The organism is Patescibacteria group bacterium (assembly GCA_004297735.1).
In the GTDB taxonomy this organism is placed as follows: domain Bacteria; phylum Patescibacteriota; class Saccharimonadia; order UBA4664; family SCTI01; genus SCTI01.
The window spans coordinates 211,529-229,347 of sequence record SCTI01000001.1; the positions used below are offsets into that span (position 1 = coordinate 211,529).

Below are 17,819 nucleotides of genomic sequence, written 5' to 3' on the forward strand. Positions count from 1 at the left end.
AACTTTGATATGGCGGTTTTTGGCTCGCCAAAGCTTATGATACGATTGAGCTATGGCTGCAATTGTTCGTCCGTTAAAACTAAATGAAGTACCGTCTTTGCACCGACGTTTTGGCGAGGCAATTGACACCAGCTTTGCCTATATAAAGCCGCAATACAGAGTCAAAATTAGACGAGACAACAATCTGATTCGGCTGGGCTACGCCTGCGTCCATCCTCAGCGTATTTTGCTAGCAGCCGTTGATGAGGGTGATTTACTTGGTTACGCAATTGGGGCCGTAGGTAAAACTCAGGCCGATCTATATTGGCTGTATGTGTCGCCAAAAAGCCGTGGTCAACAGTTAGGCTTAAAGCTGCTGCAGACCTTTGAGCAATCAAGTCGACAACAAGGAGTCAACCGAGTCGGACTATCTACCTACGATCACCACACCTACTACGCCGCGATTGGCTACAACACCATTAAGCAAGAGACGCTGCATGGTGTACCAATGAAGATTATGGTTAAGGATATTAGTTTATGAAATTTAAGGGCGGTTTAATTAATAAAAAGAATGGCCGGAGGCGGCTTTTAGGTCTGCTACTGGTGCTGTTGGTCTCGCTTGGGGTGTACCAGTACTTAACTACGCCGAAAGAGTTAATTTCGTTGCCAGCAAGCTCGCAGCAACTGCTAAAAAAGACCCCTCCTAAGGGTGGGCAGGTGGTCTCGGTTGAGGCGGTTCAAACTGTGCCCGCCGATCAAGTTTTGGCTTTATCGCGGCAAAACTATGGCGCTAGCGCCCCTCAACCCTCGACCGCAGTTACTAAAGCTTTAATTAAATACACATCGTATTTACCAAACAACACTAAGATTGAGGTTTACGCTCGAGCCTACATACCGTCTAGCGGTTCTAATCTGCCAACTTTGGCTTTTGCGCCTGGCACTACCGGTATCGGCGACCAATGTGCTGCCAGTCTTGAGCAACCGGCAGTTAGCAACTGGGCTAACTACGAGTCGCACATGATGACTTACGCTGGCCAGGGTTACGCCTCAATCATTACCGATTACGAGGGGATGCGAGACGTCGACCGGATCCATCACTATATGATTGGCGAGGTTGAGGGTCGAGCGGTGCTGGATAGTTTGCGAGCGCTCCATAACTGGGATGTGACGGCTGGCCGGCTAAACGATAACGGCTTGTTTGTGGGTGGTTTTTCTCAAGGCGGTCATAGCGCGATGTGGGCCGACAAGATTGCGGCGGATTATGCACCAGAATATAAACTGCGAGGAGTGGTTGGTTTTGGACCGGTTAGCGACGTTAAGCGCACATTGGTTGATGTAACTCGCGGTGCCAATATTAACTGGTTTGGGCCCTTTATTCTTACCAGCTACCAAGACTATTACAGCCGTACCTACGATGTCGCCGCCATGTTGCAGCCTAAATGGGTGCCGGGTCTTAAAAGCGAGGTCACCTCACACTGCATCGACACCGTAATAAACCACTGGGGTCGTGACCCGGCAGCGGTTTACACTCCCGCATTACGAACCGCTATGGCAACCGACAACTGGGCTGGGTTTGAGCAACTAAGCAAAGACCTAGACGCTAACGCCGTCGGGGATCAAAAGACCACTACCGCTAAATTAATTAATCAGGGGGCGCATGATAACGTAATTTTGGTTGGCCAACAACAAGCGGTGATGCCAAAACTGTGCGCCAATAGCAAGGGGCCGGTCAATCTCCGGGTCTATCCTGGTGCCACTCACTACAATGTAATGGTGCAAAGTTTTCGCGATACAACCATTTGGATGCAATCAATAATCGGAAATCGATTACCGATTACGAACTGTAGTTAGCTGTTGCGGAAGCGCTTGCGCTCAACGGCGGTTAAGCCGCGCTTGCGCATTCGAATTGATTCCGGTGTGACTTCGAGCAGCTCATCGTTTTCAATAAAATCGAGAGCCTCTTCGAGCGAAAGCTTCTTATAAGGGATGAGCTGGGTGGTCATATCGGTAGAAGAAGCGCGAACGTTGGTTAGCTTCTTTTCTTTACAGGCGTTAATTTCCATGTCATCACTGCGACGATTCAAGCCGATAATCATGCCCTCATACAATTTTTCGCCTGGGCCAACAAAAGCGGTACCGCGGTCTTCGACCACCCGCAGGCTGTAGGTTACAGCTGGCCCGGTTTCGGCTGAAATTAGCACGCCATTGCGCAGTTTCTGCAACGGAGCACCCAGCGGCCGGTATTCTAACAGGCTGCTATTCATCACTACGGTGCCCTTAGTGGCGGTTAAAAGAACGTTGCGCAGACCGAGCAAGGCACGGGTTGGCAAATGGAAGATAATACTAGTTACGCCCTTGCTGGTTGGCTCCATTTCTTTAAGGTCAGCCTTGCGACGGCCAAGCTCACTGGTGACAGCGCCAACATACTCTTCGGGCACCTCAACGATCAACTCCTCAACCGGCTCAAGCTTTTTACCATCCTCTTCCTTAAGCACTACTTGCGGGCGGCCAACCTCAAACTCAAAGCCTTCACGGCGAAGTGTTTCAATTAAGACCGATAGGTGGAGTTCGCCACGACCCGAGACCAAGAAGTTGGTGTCACGCTCTTCAACCCGCAAGCTAACGTTGGTTTCAAGCTCTTTTTGCAACCTGGCACCAATTTGGCGAGAGGTGGTAAACTTACCCTCTTTACCGGCAAATGGCGAGGTGTTTGGACCCAGCGCAATCTGTAGGGTAGGGGCTTCAATCTCCATAACCGGAAGCGCTTCTTGAGCCGAAGCGTCGGCCAAGGTTTCACCAATTTGGGCCTTATCGATACCGGTAATCTGGGCGATCTCGCCAGCTCCGGCCTGATCGACCTCGACTCGCTGGAGACCGGCCGATACAAAGATACGATCGATCTTGGTACCAACAACACCACCTGCAGCGGTCATCAGAGCGATGGCCTGGCCGCGCTTAGCCACGCCGCGCTGAATCCGCCCGATAGCGTACTTACCCTGGTAGCTATCCCAAGCCAGTGAGGTCACCAGCATCTGGAAGGGCTGATCTAGTTCAACCTGCGGCGACGGGACATGATCAATAATGGCCTTAAAGATAGGGGAGAGATCGGCAGCGTCGCCTTCGGGATCGGGCGGAACCGACTCCCAAGCCTTACCGGCCCGGCCGATGGCATAGTAAACCGGATAATCCAGCTGATCATCGCTAATTGCCAAATCCAGGAACAGATTGCCGACCTCATCCTCAACCTCGGCAATGCGAGCATCGCGCTTATCGATTTTATTAATAACCACAATTGGCTTGAGGCCTAAGGCCAGCGACTTCTTAAGCACAAACTTGGTTTGAGGCATCGGCCCCTCTTGGGCGTCGACAATTAAGATAATGCCGTCGGCCATACCGAGAGTACGTTCAACCTCACCGCTAAAGTCGGCGTGACCTGGGGTGTCGATGATGTTGATCTTGTAGCCGTCGTACTCTACCGCCGTGGTTTTAGCGGAAATTGTAATACCACGCTCGCGCTCCAGATCGCCAGAGTCGAGAATGGTGGTTTGCTGCATTTCGGCTTGATTATCACGGAAGGTTCGCGACTGCTTAAGCAAGCCGTCGACAAGCGTGGTCTTACCATGGTCGACGTGAGCCACAATGGCAATGTTTCGAATTGTTTTGGGATCGCGCATGTCGGCTCCAGTTAGCTTTATAATCAAAATAAAAGCGCCCGCTTCAGTTCGCTGGGCGCGCTGTATCTGAAAAACTATACCATATTTCTACTGTTTTAGTCTAGATCGATAATGAGTTGGGGCTACAGGGATCATAGTTAAGAGAACAGCAAGAATCAGCCCGAGGTAGCCCGATAATAGTGACAGGAAGAAAATGCCGACCGGAATAGCAAAAAACCTAAGATCTTGTAACCGGTTTTTAGCGGAAAGTATCATAAGAGCTAAAAAGAAATCGTATAGCGCATAAAGGCCAATAGAGTCGTTGAAAGACGCATAATTCAAATTGACATATATGCCATCATCTAGGTTGGCATAAAGAGCCATTATGAACAAAATCCAAACAATCAAGGAGCTTAAAACAAAGTGGAACAGACCAAACTTTACAAGGTCGGCTCCATCGCGTACTTTCTTAAGTTTAAAAAAATCCATGGGCCTATTTATATCACTGATTATAGTAATTACAAGCACCAGGCCTCTGTAACAATGCTTATGCTAATATTTAGGCATGCATCCATCGTTATTGTCAGGTGAGCAAACGCTGGCGCAGTTTGATTCGACTACCAGCGGCCTATCTAGGGCTGAAGCCGCTGAGAAGACCAGATTAGACTGCTTCATTTCCCACCTATAAACTCTTGTTTTTCTTTCTTTAGCTAGCTACTCTTTTTGTATGAAGCTTATTAAAAACCCTCAAAAGGCACGACAAATCATCCCAATAATTGTGGTTGTTACTATCCTTATACAGCCAATAAATTTTCTTAGTTATTTTGTAAACTCTTCTGGTAGCCAAAGCACACTTATAAACGACCTCATAATGTATGGAGGTATGGCTGTGATACTGGCCTGTCTCATAGTTGCCATAGCAATTCGGCGCGCCGATGTCTCACCAAGCCCCAACGAAACACAGGATGTACAGACACCTTCAGAAAAATAGCCACTATTTTGTTATGATAGAGGCTGAGTTAAACGAGGAGCCACTATGAAATGCCCAGTTGATAGCACCGAGCTAACCATGTCTGAGCGACAGGGGATTGAGATTGATTATTGCCCGCAGTGTCGTGGTGTCTGGCTGGATCGTGGCGAACTCGACAAGATTATTGAGCGTGGTGGGGCTGTGGCTGCACCGACTCCGCAGCCACAGCAGCGCCCAGAGCAACGGTACGAGGATAATGGCCATCATGATGGGCATGGTGGCTACCACAAGCCGCACAAGCGCAAAGACAACTGGCTCGGCGAGCTGTTTGACTAGCCGTTTGCACATAAGAATTCCTTAATCAGCAAACGGTATAATAAGGAAATGCTAACCGAATCCTTCTACCAGCAAGATGCCGTTACCTTAGCTCAAGCCCTAATTGGCTGTGAGCTGGTTCATACCACCGAGCAGGGAACGACCGCTGGGATTATTGTGGAGACTGAGGCCTACAGCCAAGATGACGAGGCCAGCCACAGCTTTCGCGGCCAAACTAAGCGCAACGCGGTGATGTTTGGTCCGGCCGGTCACGCCTATATTTACTTCACCTATGGCATGCACTACTGCATGAACGTGGTAGCTGGTCCGGAGGGTAGGGCGGAGGCAGTATTGATTCGAGCCCTGCAGCCATCGCAGGGGATTGAGTTAATGAAAGCACGCCGCGGGACAGACGAGCTGCACAACCTATGCAGCGGACCAGCCAAGTTGGTCCAGGCAATGGGTATACTGCATGAGCAAAACGGAATGAGTTTAATGGAGGAGAAACTTTTTATTACGCCAGCTGTGAAATTGCTCGAGATTAAGGCCACACCACGAATTGGCATTCGCCAGGCGGCTGATAAGCCGTGGCGATTTATTGCCCGCAACAGCTTATTTATTACTAATCACAAATTTAATCGCTTAAACGCTTAGTGCCTCGCCGGTATATTAAAAAGTTATTAATTGCCGTGGCTTTGGTGGGTCTATCCGCCCTGGGGGCAGGCGTGACTCAAACCGGTGATTTAAGATTACCGGATCCCGAACGCACCCCTCCGGGATACCACCGGGTGGTTGAGGTTAGCGATGGCGACACCTTTAAGGTTAAAATTGCCGGCGTAACCGAAACGGTTCGCCTAATCGGTATCGACACTCCAGAGACGAAGGATCCGCGCAAGCCGGTGCAGTGCTTTGGTCGGGCGGCGAGCGACGAAGCCAAGCACTTACTCAAGGGCAAGCTGGTTAGGCTAGAGGGAGATCCGGAGAGTGGTGATCGCGACAAGTACCAACGCCTACTTAGGTTCGCTTATTTAGAGGATGGCACATTCTACAACCAGCACATGGTTGAGCAGGGATTTGCTTTTGCTTATACGATTTTTCCAAACAGCAAGCTAGAGCTATTTCGCAGCTGGGAACGCCAAGCGCGCGAGGCTAAGCGCGGGCTGTGGGCTGGCTGCCCGGTGAGCGAATCTAACGACAAGCGCCAAACCGGTAACGAGTAGTTACTCGCTGGGGATGAACAGTTCTGGCTTGCCGACTTTGGCGCTCAAGATAATCGGGCGCACCTCACCATCGGTATCTTTAATTTGAGTCTCTTGAGTTTGGTTGTAGTGCGTAACCAAGTGGTGGCTCATGATCTCTTGAAGATCCTTCAATTTAAACTTTAGCTCTTCTAGCTCCGAGTTAATTGTTTGATAATCACGGTCGGCTTCAAGCAGTTTCTTGGCTTGCTGACGCTTAACGGTTAGCTCCTTAATCTCTTCTTGTAGCTCCTGGTATTCTTGATTCTGCAACAAAACATCTTTGAGGTTGTCGCGCATTACCTTAGCCTTGCTGCGAGTTTCTTCCATCTCAAGCATTAAGCGTTGAATTGCGTCTAAAGTACTTTCTTCGATCGGCTGCTGTGTCTCTGCCATGTATGTCTGCCTTCTTTATCGTAACCAGTATAGCCGAGTTGCTGACGCCGGCAAAGTCAATTAGTTGCCAATAATGTATAACTGGCGCTCGGCTCGGGTAACAGCCGTATACAACCAGCGCCGCCAGTCCTCATCGCTCATGTGACGATTGCGCTCTTCGAACAGCAACACCGTATCGGCCTGTGAGCCCTGGGCCTTATGCACAGTCAAGGCGTAACCAAAATCAAACAAGTCGCCTCGATTCTTTTTGCCGGTTGGCGGATCGGGTACCGGCGAGACGGTAGCGCTAGCCCCAAACTGCTGGCGCAATAAAAAGCCATCGTAGGCCCGATCATCGATCTTAAGCTCGGCCTGCCACCACAATGAGTCCGGGTCATTTTCGGCTGGACGCAGATGCTCAATTACCCCCGTCATGCCGTTATACAGCTTGGCGGTAGAGTGGTTACGCAAACAAATCACGTGCTCTCCCGCTACCGGCTCGTCGCCCTCAAACCCCAACTTGGCGCGCAGTGTGTGGTTGAGCTTAACGCGAGTGTGATTGTAGCCACAAAGAACCAGCCAGTCCGGCCGCCATTGCTCTAACAGCTCCTCCATCTGATGGCCAATCATATCGCTAGCCCGGTCAAGTTTGAGTACCGCTTCGCCGTACTTCCCGGCCGGTATCTCACCGGTGGTGCGAGCCATGGTCGCGACCTCAATAATTGGGCTATCAATGGCCTGGCGGTAAACCCGCTCAAGCCTAATCATTGGTTCGGCCATTAAATTAAAGTTGCTGCCCACCGGAGGAAGCTGGCCGTGATCACCCACCGCCAAGATGGGTATCTTAAAGGCCAGTAGATCGTTCCAGATGTCTGCGGTCACCATGCTGGCCTCATCAACCACAATTAGCTCTACGTCCAAGTTAGACTTGCGTCGCCAGCCAACCACATGTCCGCTAGCATCGGTCTCAGTGTTGTAGATTAAGCTGTGAATTGTACCAATGGTGTCGCTGCGACGGACTATTTTTTGGCGACGCAAGGTCTGTTCTAGCACTCGAACCGCCTTGCCGGTAAAGGCACAAAAAGCGACTTTGGTGTCAGGATAGTTCTCCTTGAGCGCCTGGCGCACATATCCGATCAAGGTTGTTTTACCGGTGCCGGCGTAACCGCCCAGAGTTAAATATGGCGACGGCTTGGTCCTAAACCAGGCGCCAATGGTTCGCATGGCCTGGGCCTGATCTGAAGACAATGTGTAACTCATCCACCCTAGTGTAGCAAAGTTGGCAAGATGACCAATGCTTAACTTCAGCCTCTAACTTAGGATGAGCTTAAAGGTGGAGGGCAAGTTTATGGCAACGCTAAAACAACATCGCAACCGCAAGTGGGCGCATGCGGTATTGGATGCAAATCTCGATCCAATTAATAAGGTTCAAAAGTTGGTAGCCCTAGGCTACGAGCAAGAAGATGCCGAATTGATGGTCTGGCAGCACCAAGAAGCGTCGCACCAAATGGTTTACTACGAGCAGTTACCGCAACCGGAGTACGGAAGAAAGAAGTAGCCAAATTAACCAATTGTTAGGCTTTAACCTTAAATTACCGGTATACTAAGGCCATGAAATATGGCGTACACATCTCAACCGCCGGCAATCTGCCGGGCACACCGGCAAGAGCCAAAGCGATGGGGGCAGAGGTGCTCCAGTTTTTTGCTGGCAGCCCTCGCACCTTTAAGCAGCCCGTCTACGATGACGAGATTGCTACAAAGTTTAAGCAAGCTGCTGCCGAAATTGATATGCCCACCTATATCCACATGATGTATCTGACCGCCTATGGCACGCCAGATGATGGCTTGCGCGCCAAATCGGTGGCCGCTGCCAAACAGACCATGGAGAACGCTGAAAAGCTGGGAGTAAAGGGTGTTGTGACGCATATGGGATCACACAAGGGGCTGGGGGTTGAAGCGGTCATGGATAAGCTGGTTGAAAGCTTGCAGACCGTCCTTGAACCGGTTAAAGACAGCCGGCTGCTACTTGAAATTTCGGCCGGCTCAGGCGGTAATGTCGGCAACTGTATTGAGGAGCTAGCGGCCATATACGAAGCTATGGGCCGAGATGAACGGCTGGGTTTCTGCCTTGATACCTGCCACATGTTTGCCGGTGGCTACGAAGTCAACACCGTGGATGGCTGGGAGGCGGCGCTGGCTAAATTTGATGAGCTGATTGGGCTCGACAAAATGCCGGTTTTCCACTTAAACGACTCTAAAACCGAACTAGGTAGTAAACGCGACCGACACGAAAACATTGGCAAAGGATTTATTGGAGAGGATGGTTTTCGAGCAATTCTTAATAACCCGCGGGTCAAAGACAAGGTCGGAATCTTAGAAGTTCCAGGTTTAGATGGTAAGGGCCCAGACAAGCCTAACCTCGATAAGCTGCGAGAGCTGACCGCTTAACGCCAATGCCGGTCAGTTTCACCAACCAAACCGATCAGCCGCTCTTTCCGGAAATTTTATGGAGCCGACCGACCTTAAAGAGTCGGGGAGGCAGACTGCTGATTGTCGGCGGACACAAACATGAGTTTAGCCAGGTGCAGGCGATTTATCAGGTTGCCGAAGCAGCCGGAGCGGGCTATGTTCAAGCTGCCTTACCGGACACGCTAAAGCCTTTAATTGGCGGGGGAGAGTTTGGTCATTTTTTGCCAGCTACCGCATCTGGCTCGCTGGGGAGGGCAGCACTTGGTGAGCTTGAGCATTTAGCCAAGGATTATGACGCGGTAATTATTGGCGCCAACTTAACCAATAATTCAGAAACCGGCATTTTAATTGAGTCGCTAATTAAAAAAACCGAACAGCCGGTAGTTATTACCGAGGAGACCATCGGAACGCTTAAATTTTATCCTGATTTAATTACCGGCAACCCGAAAGCACTAGTTACCGCGACCATGAACGGCTTGTTTGCACTCGCCAATAACCATCACATGCCTCTGGCCATCAAGCCCAACAGCGGCATGATTGGTAAGCTAGAGATTCTGCAACAGCTTATTGATATTAGTCGCTGCAGCTATGTCATCTTTGACCAAGAGATGATCGTAGCTAGCGAAGGAGAGATCAGTGTCACGCCGCTCAAAACCAGCCTATCTGGGCGGCAGGGTATAGTAACCGCCCTATCCTCGATCTTCTGGCTCCAGCATCGCGACAAGCCATTTACGGCCCTAACTACAGCAGCTTATGTCGCCGGTCAACTAACAGAGGCCGACCTAGCCACAGTCAGCGCTACGTCCCAGGCAATTCGCCGAGTTTTTAACAAGTTTGAGGATTAACGTGGATTTTACCGATACTAACAAAAAAACCATCCAGGTATATGAAGAAAACATCGATAAGTTTGTCGATAAAACAGCTAGCACCTGCAACAATATGCCGCGTGAGTGGATTGATCTTGCGCTTAAGATGATGCCCGTCAATCAAAAGATATTGGAGTTAGGGAGTGCCACCGGTCGTGATGCCGTCTATATCAAGGATCTTGGTTATGATATTCGTTGCACGGACATCGTTGATGGTTTTTTGAAGATATTAAAAGAGCGAGGGCTTAGCCCCGACAAGCTTAATGCTATTACCGACGACATCGGTGGATCATATGGCATGGTCCTGGCAAACTGCGTTTTTCTGCACTTTAATAATGAGGAGCTCCACTCAGTACTCAAAAAGACCCACGAAACACTTACCTCGCGTGGTGTTTTGGCCTGCTCATTCATGCTCGGTCAGGGTGAGATGTGGAGGAATCACAAGGTGGCTGGCCGGTATTTTCACCTATGGCAGCCAGAAGAAATTATGGCCGTCCTTCGCCAACACGGCTTTAAAACCGAGTACATGAGGGCAGGCGACCTACCTAGCTACGCCGATAAGTTTTACATTATTGCAACTAAAATCCCCACCGAGAAGTCCGTTTAATAATTATTTAATATTTGTGTGAGATATTAGGGCTAATATAAACAAGTGAGGTAGTTTATGAACAAAGCCGCATCAAATCAATCAGCCACAATCGAAGCCGTGCTTCATGCCGTCAACCAGTTGCGCGAAAGTTTTAGCGCATTTGGAGGCAGATTGGACTCACTAGAAAATAGGTTTGATTCGCTGGAGGGTCGGTTCGATAAGCTTGAGTCAAAGGTTGAGCGCGGGTTTGCAAGGCAGGACTTACGCATGGATGGATTAGAAAATCGTGTTAAGCATATTGAAAAAACTATGGAAATGGTTCATCGGAAAATTGACGTAACTACCGACAGACTAGACGATCACACCTTGCGAATAGTTCGACTGGAGCAAAGACCAATCGAATCTTAAGTTTGCAAAACTACAAATAAACAAGTCTATAAGTCCTGGTACCGCTGGTCGGGCTCGAACCGACATGAGGTTGCCCTCACGGGATTTTGAGTCCCGCGTGTCTACCAATTCCACCACAGCGGCGCACGTATTGCTGTAAAATTCAGCTACTCCTTGGAGAACGAACGTAAAAAGATTACCATATAAGTATAGTGAATTAAATGGTTTTAATGAGTCACGCCCACATCGCCCGATTTCCAACTCAACCGGCCCGCCGCAAAGCCAACGATCCCGACGCAGCCACCCAGGCCCGAAAACGGATTGCCGAGCTACCGGACCTCTACCAGCAGCACGCTGCTCCAGACAAGGAGCAGCTAGTTGGGTTGGTGCAACCTACTAGCATCGCGGCTGAACAGACCGCGCCGACCGGCCTATTGCGCAAGCCACTCCAAACCGCGCCGATTCTGCCAACAGCTGATGTTGCCATACCGGTTGACCTACCGGGTGAGCACTTTGAGGAGCCAAGTCATTCAATACCCACATGGCGAAAATTATTCGACAAGGTGCGACCATTTGGCATCGGTATTGCCACCTTCGCCTTACTTTTCTTGGTTTACAAGGCGCCAATCTTTTTAAGCCAAATTAGTTATTTAACCTCGGATAAACCGGCCACCGTTTCTACTAACACCACTCCGCAGGTCGGACCCGACCCGGTGATCAGCATACCCAAGATAAACGTCACCGCACCGATAGTGTTTGCAAAGAGCAATGTGGAGTCGGAAATTCAAAAGGACTTGCAGTCTGGTGTGGTGCACTATGCCAATACCGCCAACCCCGGAGAGCCGGGCAATAGTGTAATATTTGGTCACTCCTCGAACGACTGGTGGGAGCCAGGTAACTATAAGTTTGTTTTTGTACTGCTAGAGCGCATGGCGGTTGGCGATAGCTTTACGGTTAACTACAACTCCCAGCAGTACGTTTACCAGGTAACCGAAACCAAGGTAGTGGAGCCTAACGACTTGAGCGTGCTCAATAGCGACGGGTCACACCAATTAACCTTAATCACCTGTACACCACCAGGTACGAGCTGGCGACGCTTTATTGTAAAAGCTAAGCAAATCAGCCCCGAACCAACCACGACTGCGCCAGCGGCCAAATCAACCAGCGATTTTGACGGCAAGCAGCTTACCGGGACCTCAACCAACCTAACCGATCAGTTAGCAAACTGGTGGCGAAAGGTTACTGGCGGATCTGAATAGATCGAATCTGCATTGAGCCGCTAGAGGTCTGAGCAACCACAAATAGCGATTTGTCGTCAGGCGAATTAAAGGGCGGTAAACCATTTACTCGGGTAATGCCGGTGGCATAGTTACCGTCGTATTCGGATAACACCGCCTTGCCATCCTGAACGTACTGCAAATGATAGTTATCAAACCAGCTAATGCCGCCGATTGGGCTGGAGCCGGTGGATAGATTGTACAGCTTGGATAGCTCTTGATCGTAGTTTGCTACGCCAGCGGCGGAGGTTATGAGCAAGAAGCGGCCATCTCCATTAAAGCTAAGGTTGCCCGATGGCGTTTGAACCGCAATCGGTGTTAGTGAATCGGCATCAACATTAGGGTAAAGCAGAGTTTTTTGTTGATCCGGAACTGCCACAGCTACCTGCGGCACATTAATATAGGATGAGTAAGCCACATCGTAACTGGCGCTTGGCGGCAAACTTTCAACCAGTTGTCGCTTTTGGCCACCGCGGTTTACCTGCCATAAGGACGGCTTGGGGGTAGCGTTGCTAACGTAAAATATACGGTCCCCGGCATCAGCATATGCCAAAACGCCTCTAGCCAGTGGCTCTGATACCGAGCGATCATTGATATCGATCCGTCGCAAACCTTCGGGTGAGGACCATAGCAACTGACTGCTATCGGCCTTACTAAAGCGCGAAGCCAAAACGTTGGTTTTAAACATGTCATTTAAATCAATTGGACTGCCCGAACCATTGGCGGCCAATACTAGACCGGTCTCGCCAGCGGCACTCGTCTTTTTAACGAGTACTTTAGAGGCATCATCGGCCCACGACAGAACCTCTAGCTTCTCTAGCGGCTGGCCGGCTGGGTCAAGAGGAATGGTGTAAATCCGCTCGGTTTTTTGGTTACGCGCATTAAGCATCCAAAGCCCGGCCTCCTGGCCACCAGGGACAATATAGGCTATGCGACTGCGATCGCCGCTAGACACAAACTGCTGGATCGCTGGGTAGGTTGAAATATCGCTAACCTCAAAGCGCTGGGGCATAAGCAATACATACTGTGTTGCCGTTACTCTCGAAGGAATTATCTCAACCTCTTTGGTCCAAGTTCGGTAGCCATCTTTGGCTAAAGAGTAGGTGTAGGTGCCACCCTCAAGGCTTTTACGATAAGGCGTGGTGTCGTTAAGATCGCGTCCGTTTAAGCTAACGGCGGAATTTGACGGCTTAGATTCAAGCAGCAATAAACCACGATGAACCAACCGCCCAGCCTTCAAGTCATAGCTGTAGCCGTTCCCGTAAGCTACCAAAACTACGGTGCCGCCAATAACAATGACAGCGCCTAGTATGTAGCCGCCAATAATAATGATTCGACGTAACATAATCGACTTACACTATACGCCAGACAGCCTAAAAATTAAAGCTCAGGTGGCATGGTTGAGTAGGTGCCGGTATAATACATGGCAGTATGTTCGGAAAGCGTCTGGCAATTGATTTAGGTACCACTCGCGTATTGGTTTATGAACCAAAGCGCGGCTTGGTGATTAACGAGCCAAGTGTGGTGGCGGTCAGTACTGCCGACAAAAGTATTGTGGCGATTGGCGAGGACGCCAAAGAGATGCTTGGTCGCACCCCCGACACAATTGTCGCCTCACACCCACTTAAAGATGGTGTGATTGCCGATTACCACATCACTCAAGCCATGATTAAGCACTACATCAACAAGGTGCTAGGCGGATTTCGTTTAACCCGCCCCGATATCATGATTACGGTACCGGCGGGGGCGACCTCAACTGAACGGCGGGCGGTGGTTGATGCAACCTTAGCCGGTGGCGCTCGTGCCGCTTATATTATTCGTGAGCCAATTGCGGCCGCGCTTGGTGCCGGTATTCCAATTGCGGCGGCGGCCGGCAACATGGTAGTAGACATTGGTGGAGGCACCACCGAAATTGCGATCCTGAGCCTGGGTGGCGTAGTGGCCCAAAACTCGGTTCGAGTTGGAGGTAACAAACTTGATGCCGCTATTGCTGAGGGGATTCGCCGCAACCACAGCCTCGCTATTGGCGCTCAAACCGCCGAACAAATTAAACACACCATTGGTAGCGCTTTGACACCAAAAACCAAAAAAACCATGGAGGTGCGTGGGCGTGATGTAGTGGCCGGCCTGCCAAAAACCGTTACCATAACCGCCAGCGAGATTACCACCTACATGGCTGACGAGTTAGAAAAAATTGTCTTGGCAATTAAAAGCGTGCTCGAACAGACTCCACCGGAGCTTTCGAGCGACATTATCGATCGAGGCATGATTTTAACCGGAGGCGGTGCCCTACTAACCGACCTAGACAAGTTACTAACCAGCATCACCGGGGTACCCTGCGTGGTGGCCGAAGATGCTCAGCTGTGTGTAGCCAGAGGGGCTGGAATCGCCCTTGATAACCTTGGTGAGTACAAGCGAAGTCTGGCTGGGCTGTCTTAAGATGAGCTCCTTTAAGGTAAGTTCAGACTCCTTACGCAGCACCATTCAGTGGGGCGCTGTACTAATAGTTGCAATAATGCCGTTTCATGCCTTTTTAAGCGTATGGCTGGGCTCGTTGTTTGGCCATCAAGCCGCCTGGCAATCGTGGAAGGAGCTCTTAACCTTAATATTGGTGAGTTTGACGGTATGGTACGTTTATAAAAATCCGGGCGTGTTACAACGCTGGCGGCAGCCGCTATGGTATGCCGTAGCTGGTTTTGTAGCGATTGCCACGCTGGTGACCTTAGCGGCTTGGCCGGGCGCGACCGCGGCTGTGTTTGGCGCTAAAACCGATTTAGAGCCTTTAGTAGTGGCTGCAATTGCCGCCGTTGTAGCCGATCCCAAGCTGGTGCAGCGCCTGGTAAAAGTTCTGCTCGCTACCAGCGCAATTGTAGTAACTTTAGCGCTATTACAGGTTTATATTCTGCCCAAAGAGTTTTTGAGCGGTTTTGGCTATAGCAGCTCAACCATTACACCTTACATGCTGGTCGATCCGGCTCTGCCTGCTATCCGCGCTTTTGCCACGCTCGGCGGCGCCTTGCAGCTCGGCAGTTTTTTGTTGCTACCTCTGGCACTGGTGGCAGCACTAATGATTAGACAATTTCGCTGGTGGCAGCCAATTATGTTGCTGGCCACCGGCATGGCGCTGTGGCACACCCACTCTCGCGCCGCCTGGATTGGCGCAATTGTAGCGATTGGCGTAATAGTAATCTTGCGACTACCAAGTAGGTGGAGGCTGCCATCGGCTTTAATCGGTATTGTGACGGCAGCAATTGGTTTGAACATCTTAATTAGCCTGTCATCCAGCTCATCAACCCTGCAGTACTACCTGTTCCACGGAAGCATAAAAGCCACCGGCTACCAAACCTCAACCGAGCTACATGGGCTAGCGATTCAAACCGGCCAACAGGAGCTGCTGCGCCAGCCTTTGGGCCAGGGCCTTGGGACCGCTGGCCCAGCCTCTTACCACACCGATAGGCCACTAATACCGGAAAGTCAGTATCTTCAAATTGGTATTGAAACCGGCTTTGTCGGGTTGGCGCTGTTTCTTATTATTCAAATCATTTTAGCGCTTCAACTGCTCAAGCGGCATGAACATTCTCCGCTGGCCACCGCCTTAGTGTCTAGTCTGGCTGGCATAGCGGTCTTAAACCTGGCTCTACATGGCTGGGCCGATAGCTCGACCGCCCTGGTGTACTGGGCGATGGCGGGTGCCTACATTGGAGCTGAATCATGAAGGTAGCCTTGGTCCATGACTGGCTCAACACCAAATATGGTGGTGCCGAACGGGTGCTTGAGCAGTTGGCTAAAATTTATCCGGAAGCTCCAATTCACACCTTAATCTACAACCAAGAGGCCGGAGGCAGTATCGACCCCTCACGGATTCGTACTAGCTGGCTACAGCGCTTGCCTCGCTGGCTGCAGCGACGATCCCGATACCTATTACCGTTAATTCCAACCGCTATTGAGCAGTTTGATTTAAGCCAATACGATGTGGTGATATCATCTTCGGCAGCATTTTCTAAGGGCGTCATCACCAAACCCGAAACGCTCCACGTCTGCTACTGCCATACCCCAACTCGTTTTGTGTGGGACTACTGGCCACGCTACCTAAATGAGCAAAAGGTCGGGCCTTTGCGCCGAGCCGTAATTCACCGCTTAACCTCCAAGTTGCGTCTATGGGACTACTATAGTGCCGAACGCGTCGATAGCTGGGTAGCCAACTCACAAACCACCGCTGCTCGCATCAATAAGTACTACCGCCAAAAGGTGGATGCCGTCATCTATCCGGGGGTTGAGGTTGAGCAGTTCAAGCCGGTCAAACCCGACCAAAAACAAGACTACTTTGTGACCCTGGGTATGTTAACACCGTACAAAAAGATCGACCTTGCCATAGCGGCTTGCAACCAATTAAAACGACGATTGATTGTAATTGGTGACGGTCCCGATCGGGCGAGGTTAGAAAAACTGGCTGGGCCTACAATCGAGTTTGCTGGATACGTTGATAGCGCCACCAGATCTAAGTTGGTTGCTGAAGCTCAAGCCTTAATTTTTGCCAACGAAGAGGACTTTGGCATTGCGCCGGTTGAGGCGATGGCCGGAGGAACCGCGGTCATTGCCTACAACAAGGGCGGCCTAACTGAAACGGTGGTTGATGGTGTTACTGGATGTTTCTTTAACCAGCCTACAGCTGATTCTTTGGTAGAGTCACTTAAAACATTCAAGGCTTCGGATTTTAAAACCAAAGCCCTGACCGATCAGGCTCAGAAATTTAGCCAGCAACGCTTTGCCGATAAAATACAGAGCTATGTCAGCCAAAGGTACCAAGACTATGTCGGCTAAGCAGTACGACATTTTGGGCGTTACAACCGATAGTCTCACCATGCGACAAGCGGTTGAGTTAATATCCGCTCGCGCCAAACAGAATGGTGCTTGTTATGTAACCAAACCATATGTTGAGTTTTACGACGCCGCTTCCGGTGACCCAAAAATACGCGCTGTACTCAACCAGAGCTACCTTTGCCTACCGGATGGCGTGTCGACCCAATGGGCCGCCCAGTATCTATACGGGGGTAAGCGCTGGTGGGGCAGGGCGCTGTGGCTGGCCGCGAGCATCATGTTGCGCCCTGCTGCTATCCGCAAATTGATCCCAGAAAGGTTTAGCGGCGCAACCTTTACCTGGAAGCTGCTGCAAAACTGCGATCAGCAAAAGTTAAGCGTGTACCTGATAGGCAGTCCCAAGAACGGCTCAATTGCCACTACCACGGCAGCTATTTTGCAGCAGCTACCAGGCTTAAAAATTGTTGGTACTCGCCCAGGGGAGTTAGGCGGCTTACGCGGTCATGCGCTCTTGCAGGCGCTTGAAAGCGATCAGGCGGTTCTTAATGAGCTAACCACCGAGCTTAAGCAAAAGCAGCCTGACGTTATTCTGGTTGGACTAGGGTTTCCCCTACAAGAGCTGGTCATATCTAGGCTAGCTAATGAGCTACAGCGCGGTGTCTTGATCGGCGAGGGTGGCACCTTTGATTACGACAGTTTTGGTGGCATCCGCAAGCGAGCCCCTAAATGGTGGCGAAAGATTGGCCTAGAGTGGCTTTGGAGACTGCTGCTGGAACCCAGTCGGCTGGAGCGGCAGCGAGCGATTCCACGGTTTATGTGGCGAGTCTACCAACAGGGACGTCGCCTTAACCAAGCCAAGCGTAACGCTTAAGCCTAGTCAGGC

Annotated in this window: 20 protein-coding genes and 1 tRNA gene; 15 read left to right on the forward strand and 6 right to left on the reverse strand. The window is 50.6% G+C overall.

The features are described 5' to 3' along the window. Positions 1-52: 52 nt before the first annotated feature. Together EPO04_01320 and EPO04_01325 are read left to right on the forward strand one after the other, a co-directional pair. Positions 53-520, forward strand: a complete 468-nt coding sequence (locus EPO04_01320; GenBank protein TAK89728.1) for an N-acetyltransferase — start codon at positions 53-55, stop codon at positions 518-520. After that, on the forward strand, positions 517-1,830 hold the full coding sequence (locus tag EPO04_01325; protein ID TAK89729.1) for a hypothetical protein: 1,314 nt from the start codon (positions 517-519) through the stop codon (positions 1,828-1,830). Before EPO04_01320 ends, EPO04_01325 begins: the two co-directional genes overlap by 4 nt. On the opposite strand, the gene typA is transcribed toward EPO04_01325, so the two are convergent. Both typA and EPO04_01335 read right to left on the reverse strand, forming a co-directional pair. Further along, positions 1,827-3,653 (reverse strand): translational GTPase TypA, encoded by a 1,827-nt coding sequence (gene typA, locus EPO04_01330; protein TAK89730.1) that lies wholly within the window; start codon positions 3,651-3,653, stop codon positions 1,827-1,829. The genes EPO04_01325 and typA overlap by 4 nt on opposite strands. Positions 3,654-3,740: 87 nt before the next feature. Further along, the gene (locus EPO04_01335; GenBank protein ID TAK89731.1) at positions 3,741-4,121 is read right to left on the reverse strand and encodes a hypothetical protein; all 381 of its coding nucleotides are present in this window, start codon (positions 4,119-4,121) and stop codon (positions 3,741-3,743) included. Between the two features lie 547 nt (positions 4,122-4,668). On the opposite strand from EPO04_01335, the gene EPO04_01340 reads away from it, so the two are divergent. From EPO04_01340 to EPO04_01350, 3 genes are read left to right on the forward strand one after another with little or no spacing between them, the layout of a single operon-like run. Further along, entirely contained in the window at positions 4,669-4,938 is a 270-nt protein-coding gene (locus tag EPO04_01340) for a hypothetical protein (protein ID TAK89732.1), read from the forward strand. Between the two features lie 48 nt (positions 4,939-4,986). After that, positions 4,987-5,571, forward strand: a complete 585-nt coding sequence (locus tag EPO04_01345; GenBank protein ID TAK89733.1) for a DNA-3-methyladenine glycosylase — start codon at positions 4,987-4,989, stop codon at positions 5,569-5,571. Then, entirely contained in the window at positions 5,571-6,137 is a 567-nt protein-coding gene (locus tag EPO04_01350) for a nuclease (protein ID TAK89734.1), read from the forward strand. Before EPO04_01345 ends, EPO04_01350 begins: the two co-directional genes overlap by 1 nt. Here the strand turns inward: EPO04_01350 and EPO04_01355 are convergent, their stop codons facing one another. Further along, the gene (locus tag EPO04_01355; protein ID TAK89735.1) at positions 6,138-6,551 is read right to left on the reverse strand and encodes a hypothetical protein; all 414 of its coding nucleotides are present in this window, start codon (positions 6,549-6,551) and stop codon (positions 6,138-6,140) included. 60 nt (positions 6,552-6,611) lie between these two features. After that, positions 6,612-7,790 carry a hypothetical protein gene (locus tag EPO04_01360; GenBank protein ID TAK89736.1) on the reverse strand — a complete coding sequence of 393 codons (1,179 nt, stop codon included), beginning with the start codon at positions 7,788-7,790 and terminating at the stop codon, positions 6,612-6,614. Between the two features lie 88 nt (positions 7,791-7,878). On the opposite strand from EPO04_01360, the gene EPO04_01365 reads away from it, so the two are divergent. From EPO04_01365 to EPO04_01385, 5 genes are read left to right on the forward strand one after another with little or no spacing between them, the layout of a single operon-like run. Beyond that, positions 7,879-8,088, forward strand: a complete 210-nt coding sequence (locus tag EPO04_01365) for a hypothetical protein (GenBank protein ID TAK89737.1) — start codon at positions 7,879-7,881, stop codon at positions 8,086-8,088. A gap of 53 nt (positions 8,089-8,141) precedes the next feature. Beyond that, the gene (locus tag EPO04_01370) at positions 8,142-8,978 is read left to right on the forward strand and encodes a deoxyribonuclease IV (protein TAK89738.1); all 837 of its coding nucleotides are present in this window, start codon (positions 8,142-8,144) and stop codon (positions 8,976-8,978) included. A 5-nt stretch (positions 8,979-8,983) separates the two neighbouring features. Next, the gene (locus tag EPO04_01375) at positions 8,984-9,844 is read left to right on the forward strand and encodes a hypothetical protein (GenBank protein TAK89739.1); all 861 of its coding nucleotides are present in this window, start codon (positions 8,984-8,986) and stop codon (positions 9,842-9,844) included. Between the two features lies 1 nt (position 9,845). Further along, positions 9,846-10,472, forward strand: coding sequence for a class I SAM-dependent methyltransferase (locus EPO04_01380; protein ID TAK89740.1), 627 nt, complete (start codon positions 9,846-9,848; stop codon positions 10,470-10,472). A 57-nt stretch (positions 10,473-10,529) separates the two neighbouring features. After that, positions 10,530-10,862: a hypothetical protein gene (locus EPO04_01385; GenBank protein TAK89741.1), complete on the forward strand. Its 333-nt coding sequence runs from the start codon at positions 10,530-10,532 to the stop codon at positions 10,860-10,862. A gap of 36 nt (positions 10,863-10,898) precedes the next feature. Here EPO04_01385 and EPO04_01390 read toward each other — a convergent pair. Then, a tRNA-Leu gene (locus EPO04_01390) sits at positions 10,899-10,985 on the reverse strand. A gap of 77 nt (positions 10,986-11,062) precedes the next feature. Here EPO04_01390 and EPO04_01395 point away from each other — a divergent pair. Continuing rightward, positions 11,063-12,100 carry a class D sortase gene (locus tag EPO04_01395; GenBank protein ID TAK89742.1) on the forward strand — a complete coding sequence of 346 codons (1,038 nt, stop codon included), beginning with the start codon at positions 11,063-11,065 and terminating at the stop codon, positions 12,098-12,100. Here EPO04_01395 and EPO04_01400 read toward each other — a convergent pair. Further along, on the reverse strand, positions 12,081-13,463 hold the full coding sequence (locus EPO04_01400; GenBank protein ID TAK89743.1) for a PEGA domain-containing protein: 1,383 nt from the start codon (positions 13,461-13,463) through the stop codon (positions 12,081-12,083). The two genes, EPO04_01395 and EPO04_01400, sit on opposite strands and share 20 nt — an antisense overlap. A gap of 86 nt (positions 13,464-13,549) precedes the next feature. On the opposite strand from EPO04_01400, the gene EPO04_01405 reads away from it, so the two are divergent. The 4 genes from EPO04_01405 to EPO04_01420 are packed head-to-tail and all read left to right on the forward strand — an operon-like array spanning position 13,550 to position 17,807. Further along, complete coding sequence (locus EPO04_01405; GenBank protein ID TAK89744.1) at positions 13,550-14,557, forward strand: rod shape-determining protein; 1,008 nt, start codon at positions 13,550-13,552, stop codon at positions 14,555-14,557. Position 14,558: 1 nt separating this feature from the next. Further along, the gene (locus EPO04_01410) at positions 14,559-15,833 is read left to right on the forward strand and encodes an O-antigen ligase domain-containing protein (protein ID TAK89745.1); all 1,275 of its coding nucleotides are present in this window, start codon (positions 14,559-14,561) and stop codon (positions 15,831-15,833) included. Then, positions 15,830-16,939: a glycosyltransferase family 4 protein gene (locus tag EPO04_01415; GenBank protein TAK89746.1), complete on the forward strand. Its 1,110-nt coding sequence runs from the start codon at positions 15,830-15,832 to the stop codon at positions 16,937-16,939. The genes EPO04_01410 and EPO04_01415 overlap by 4 nt, the downstream gene beginning before the upstream one ends. Continuing rightward, entirely contained in the window at positions 16,905-17,807 is a 903-nt protein-coding gene (locus EPO04_01420) for a WecB/TagA/CpsF family glycosyltransferase (protein ID TAK89747.1), read from the forward strand. Before EPO04_01415 ends, EPO04_01420 begins: the two co-directional genes overlap by 35 nt. Positions 17,808-17,819: the final 12 nt, after the last annotated feature.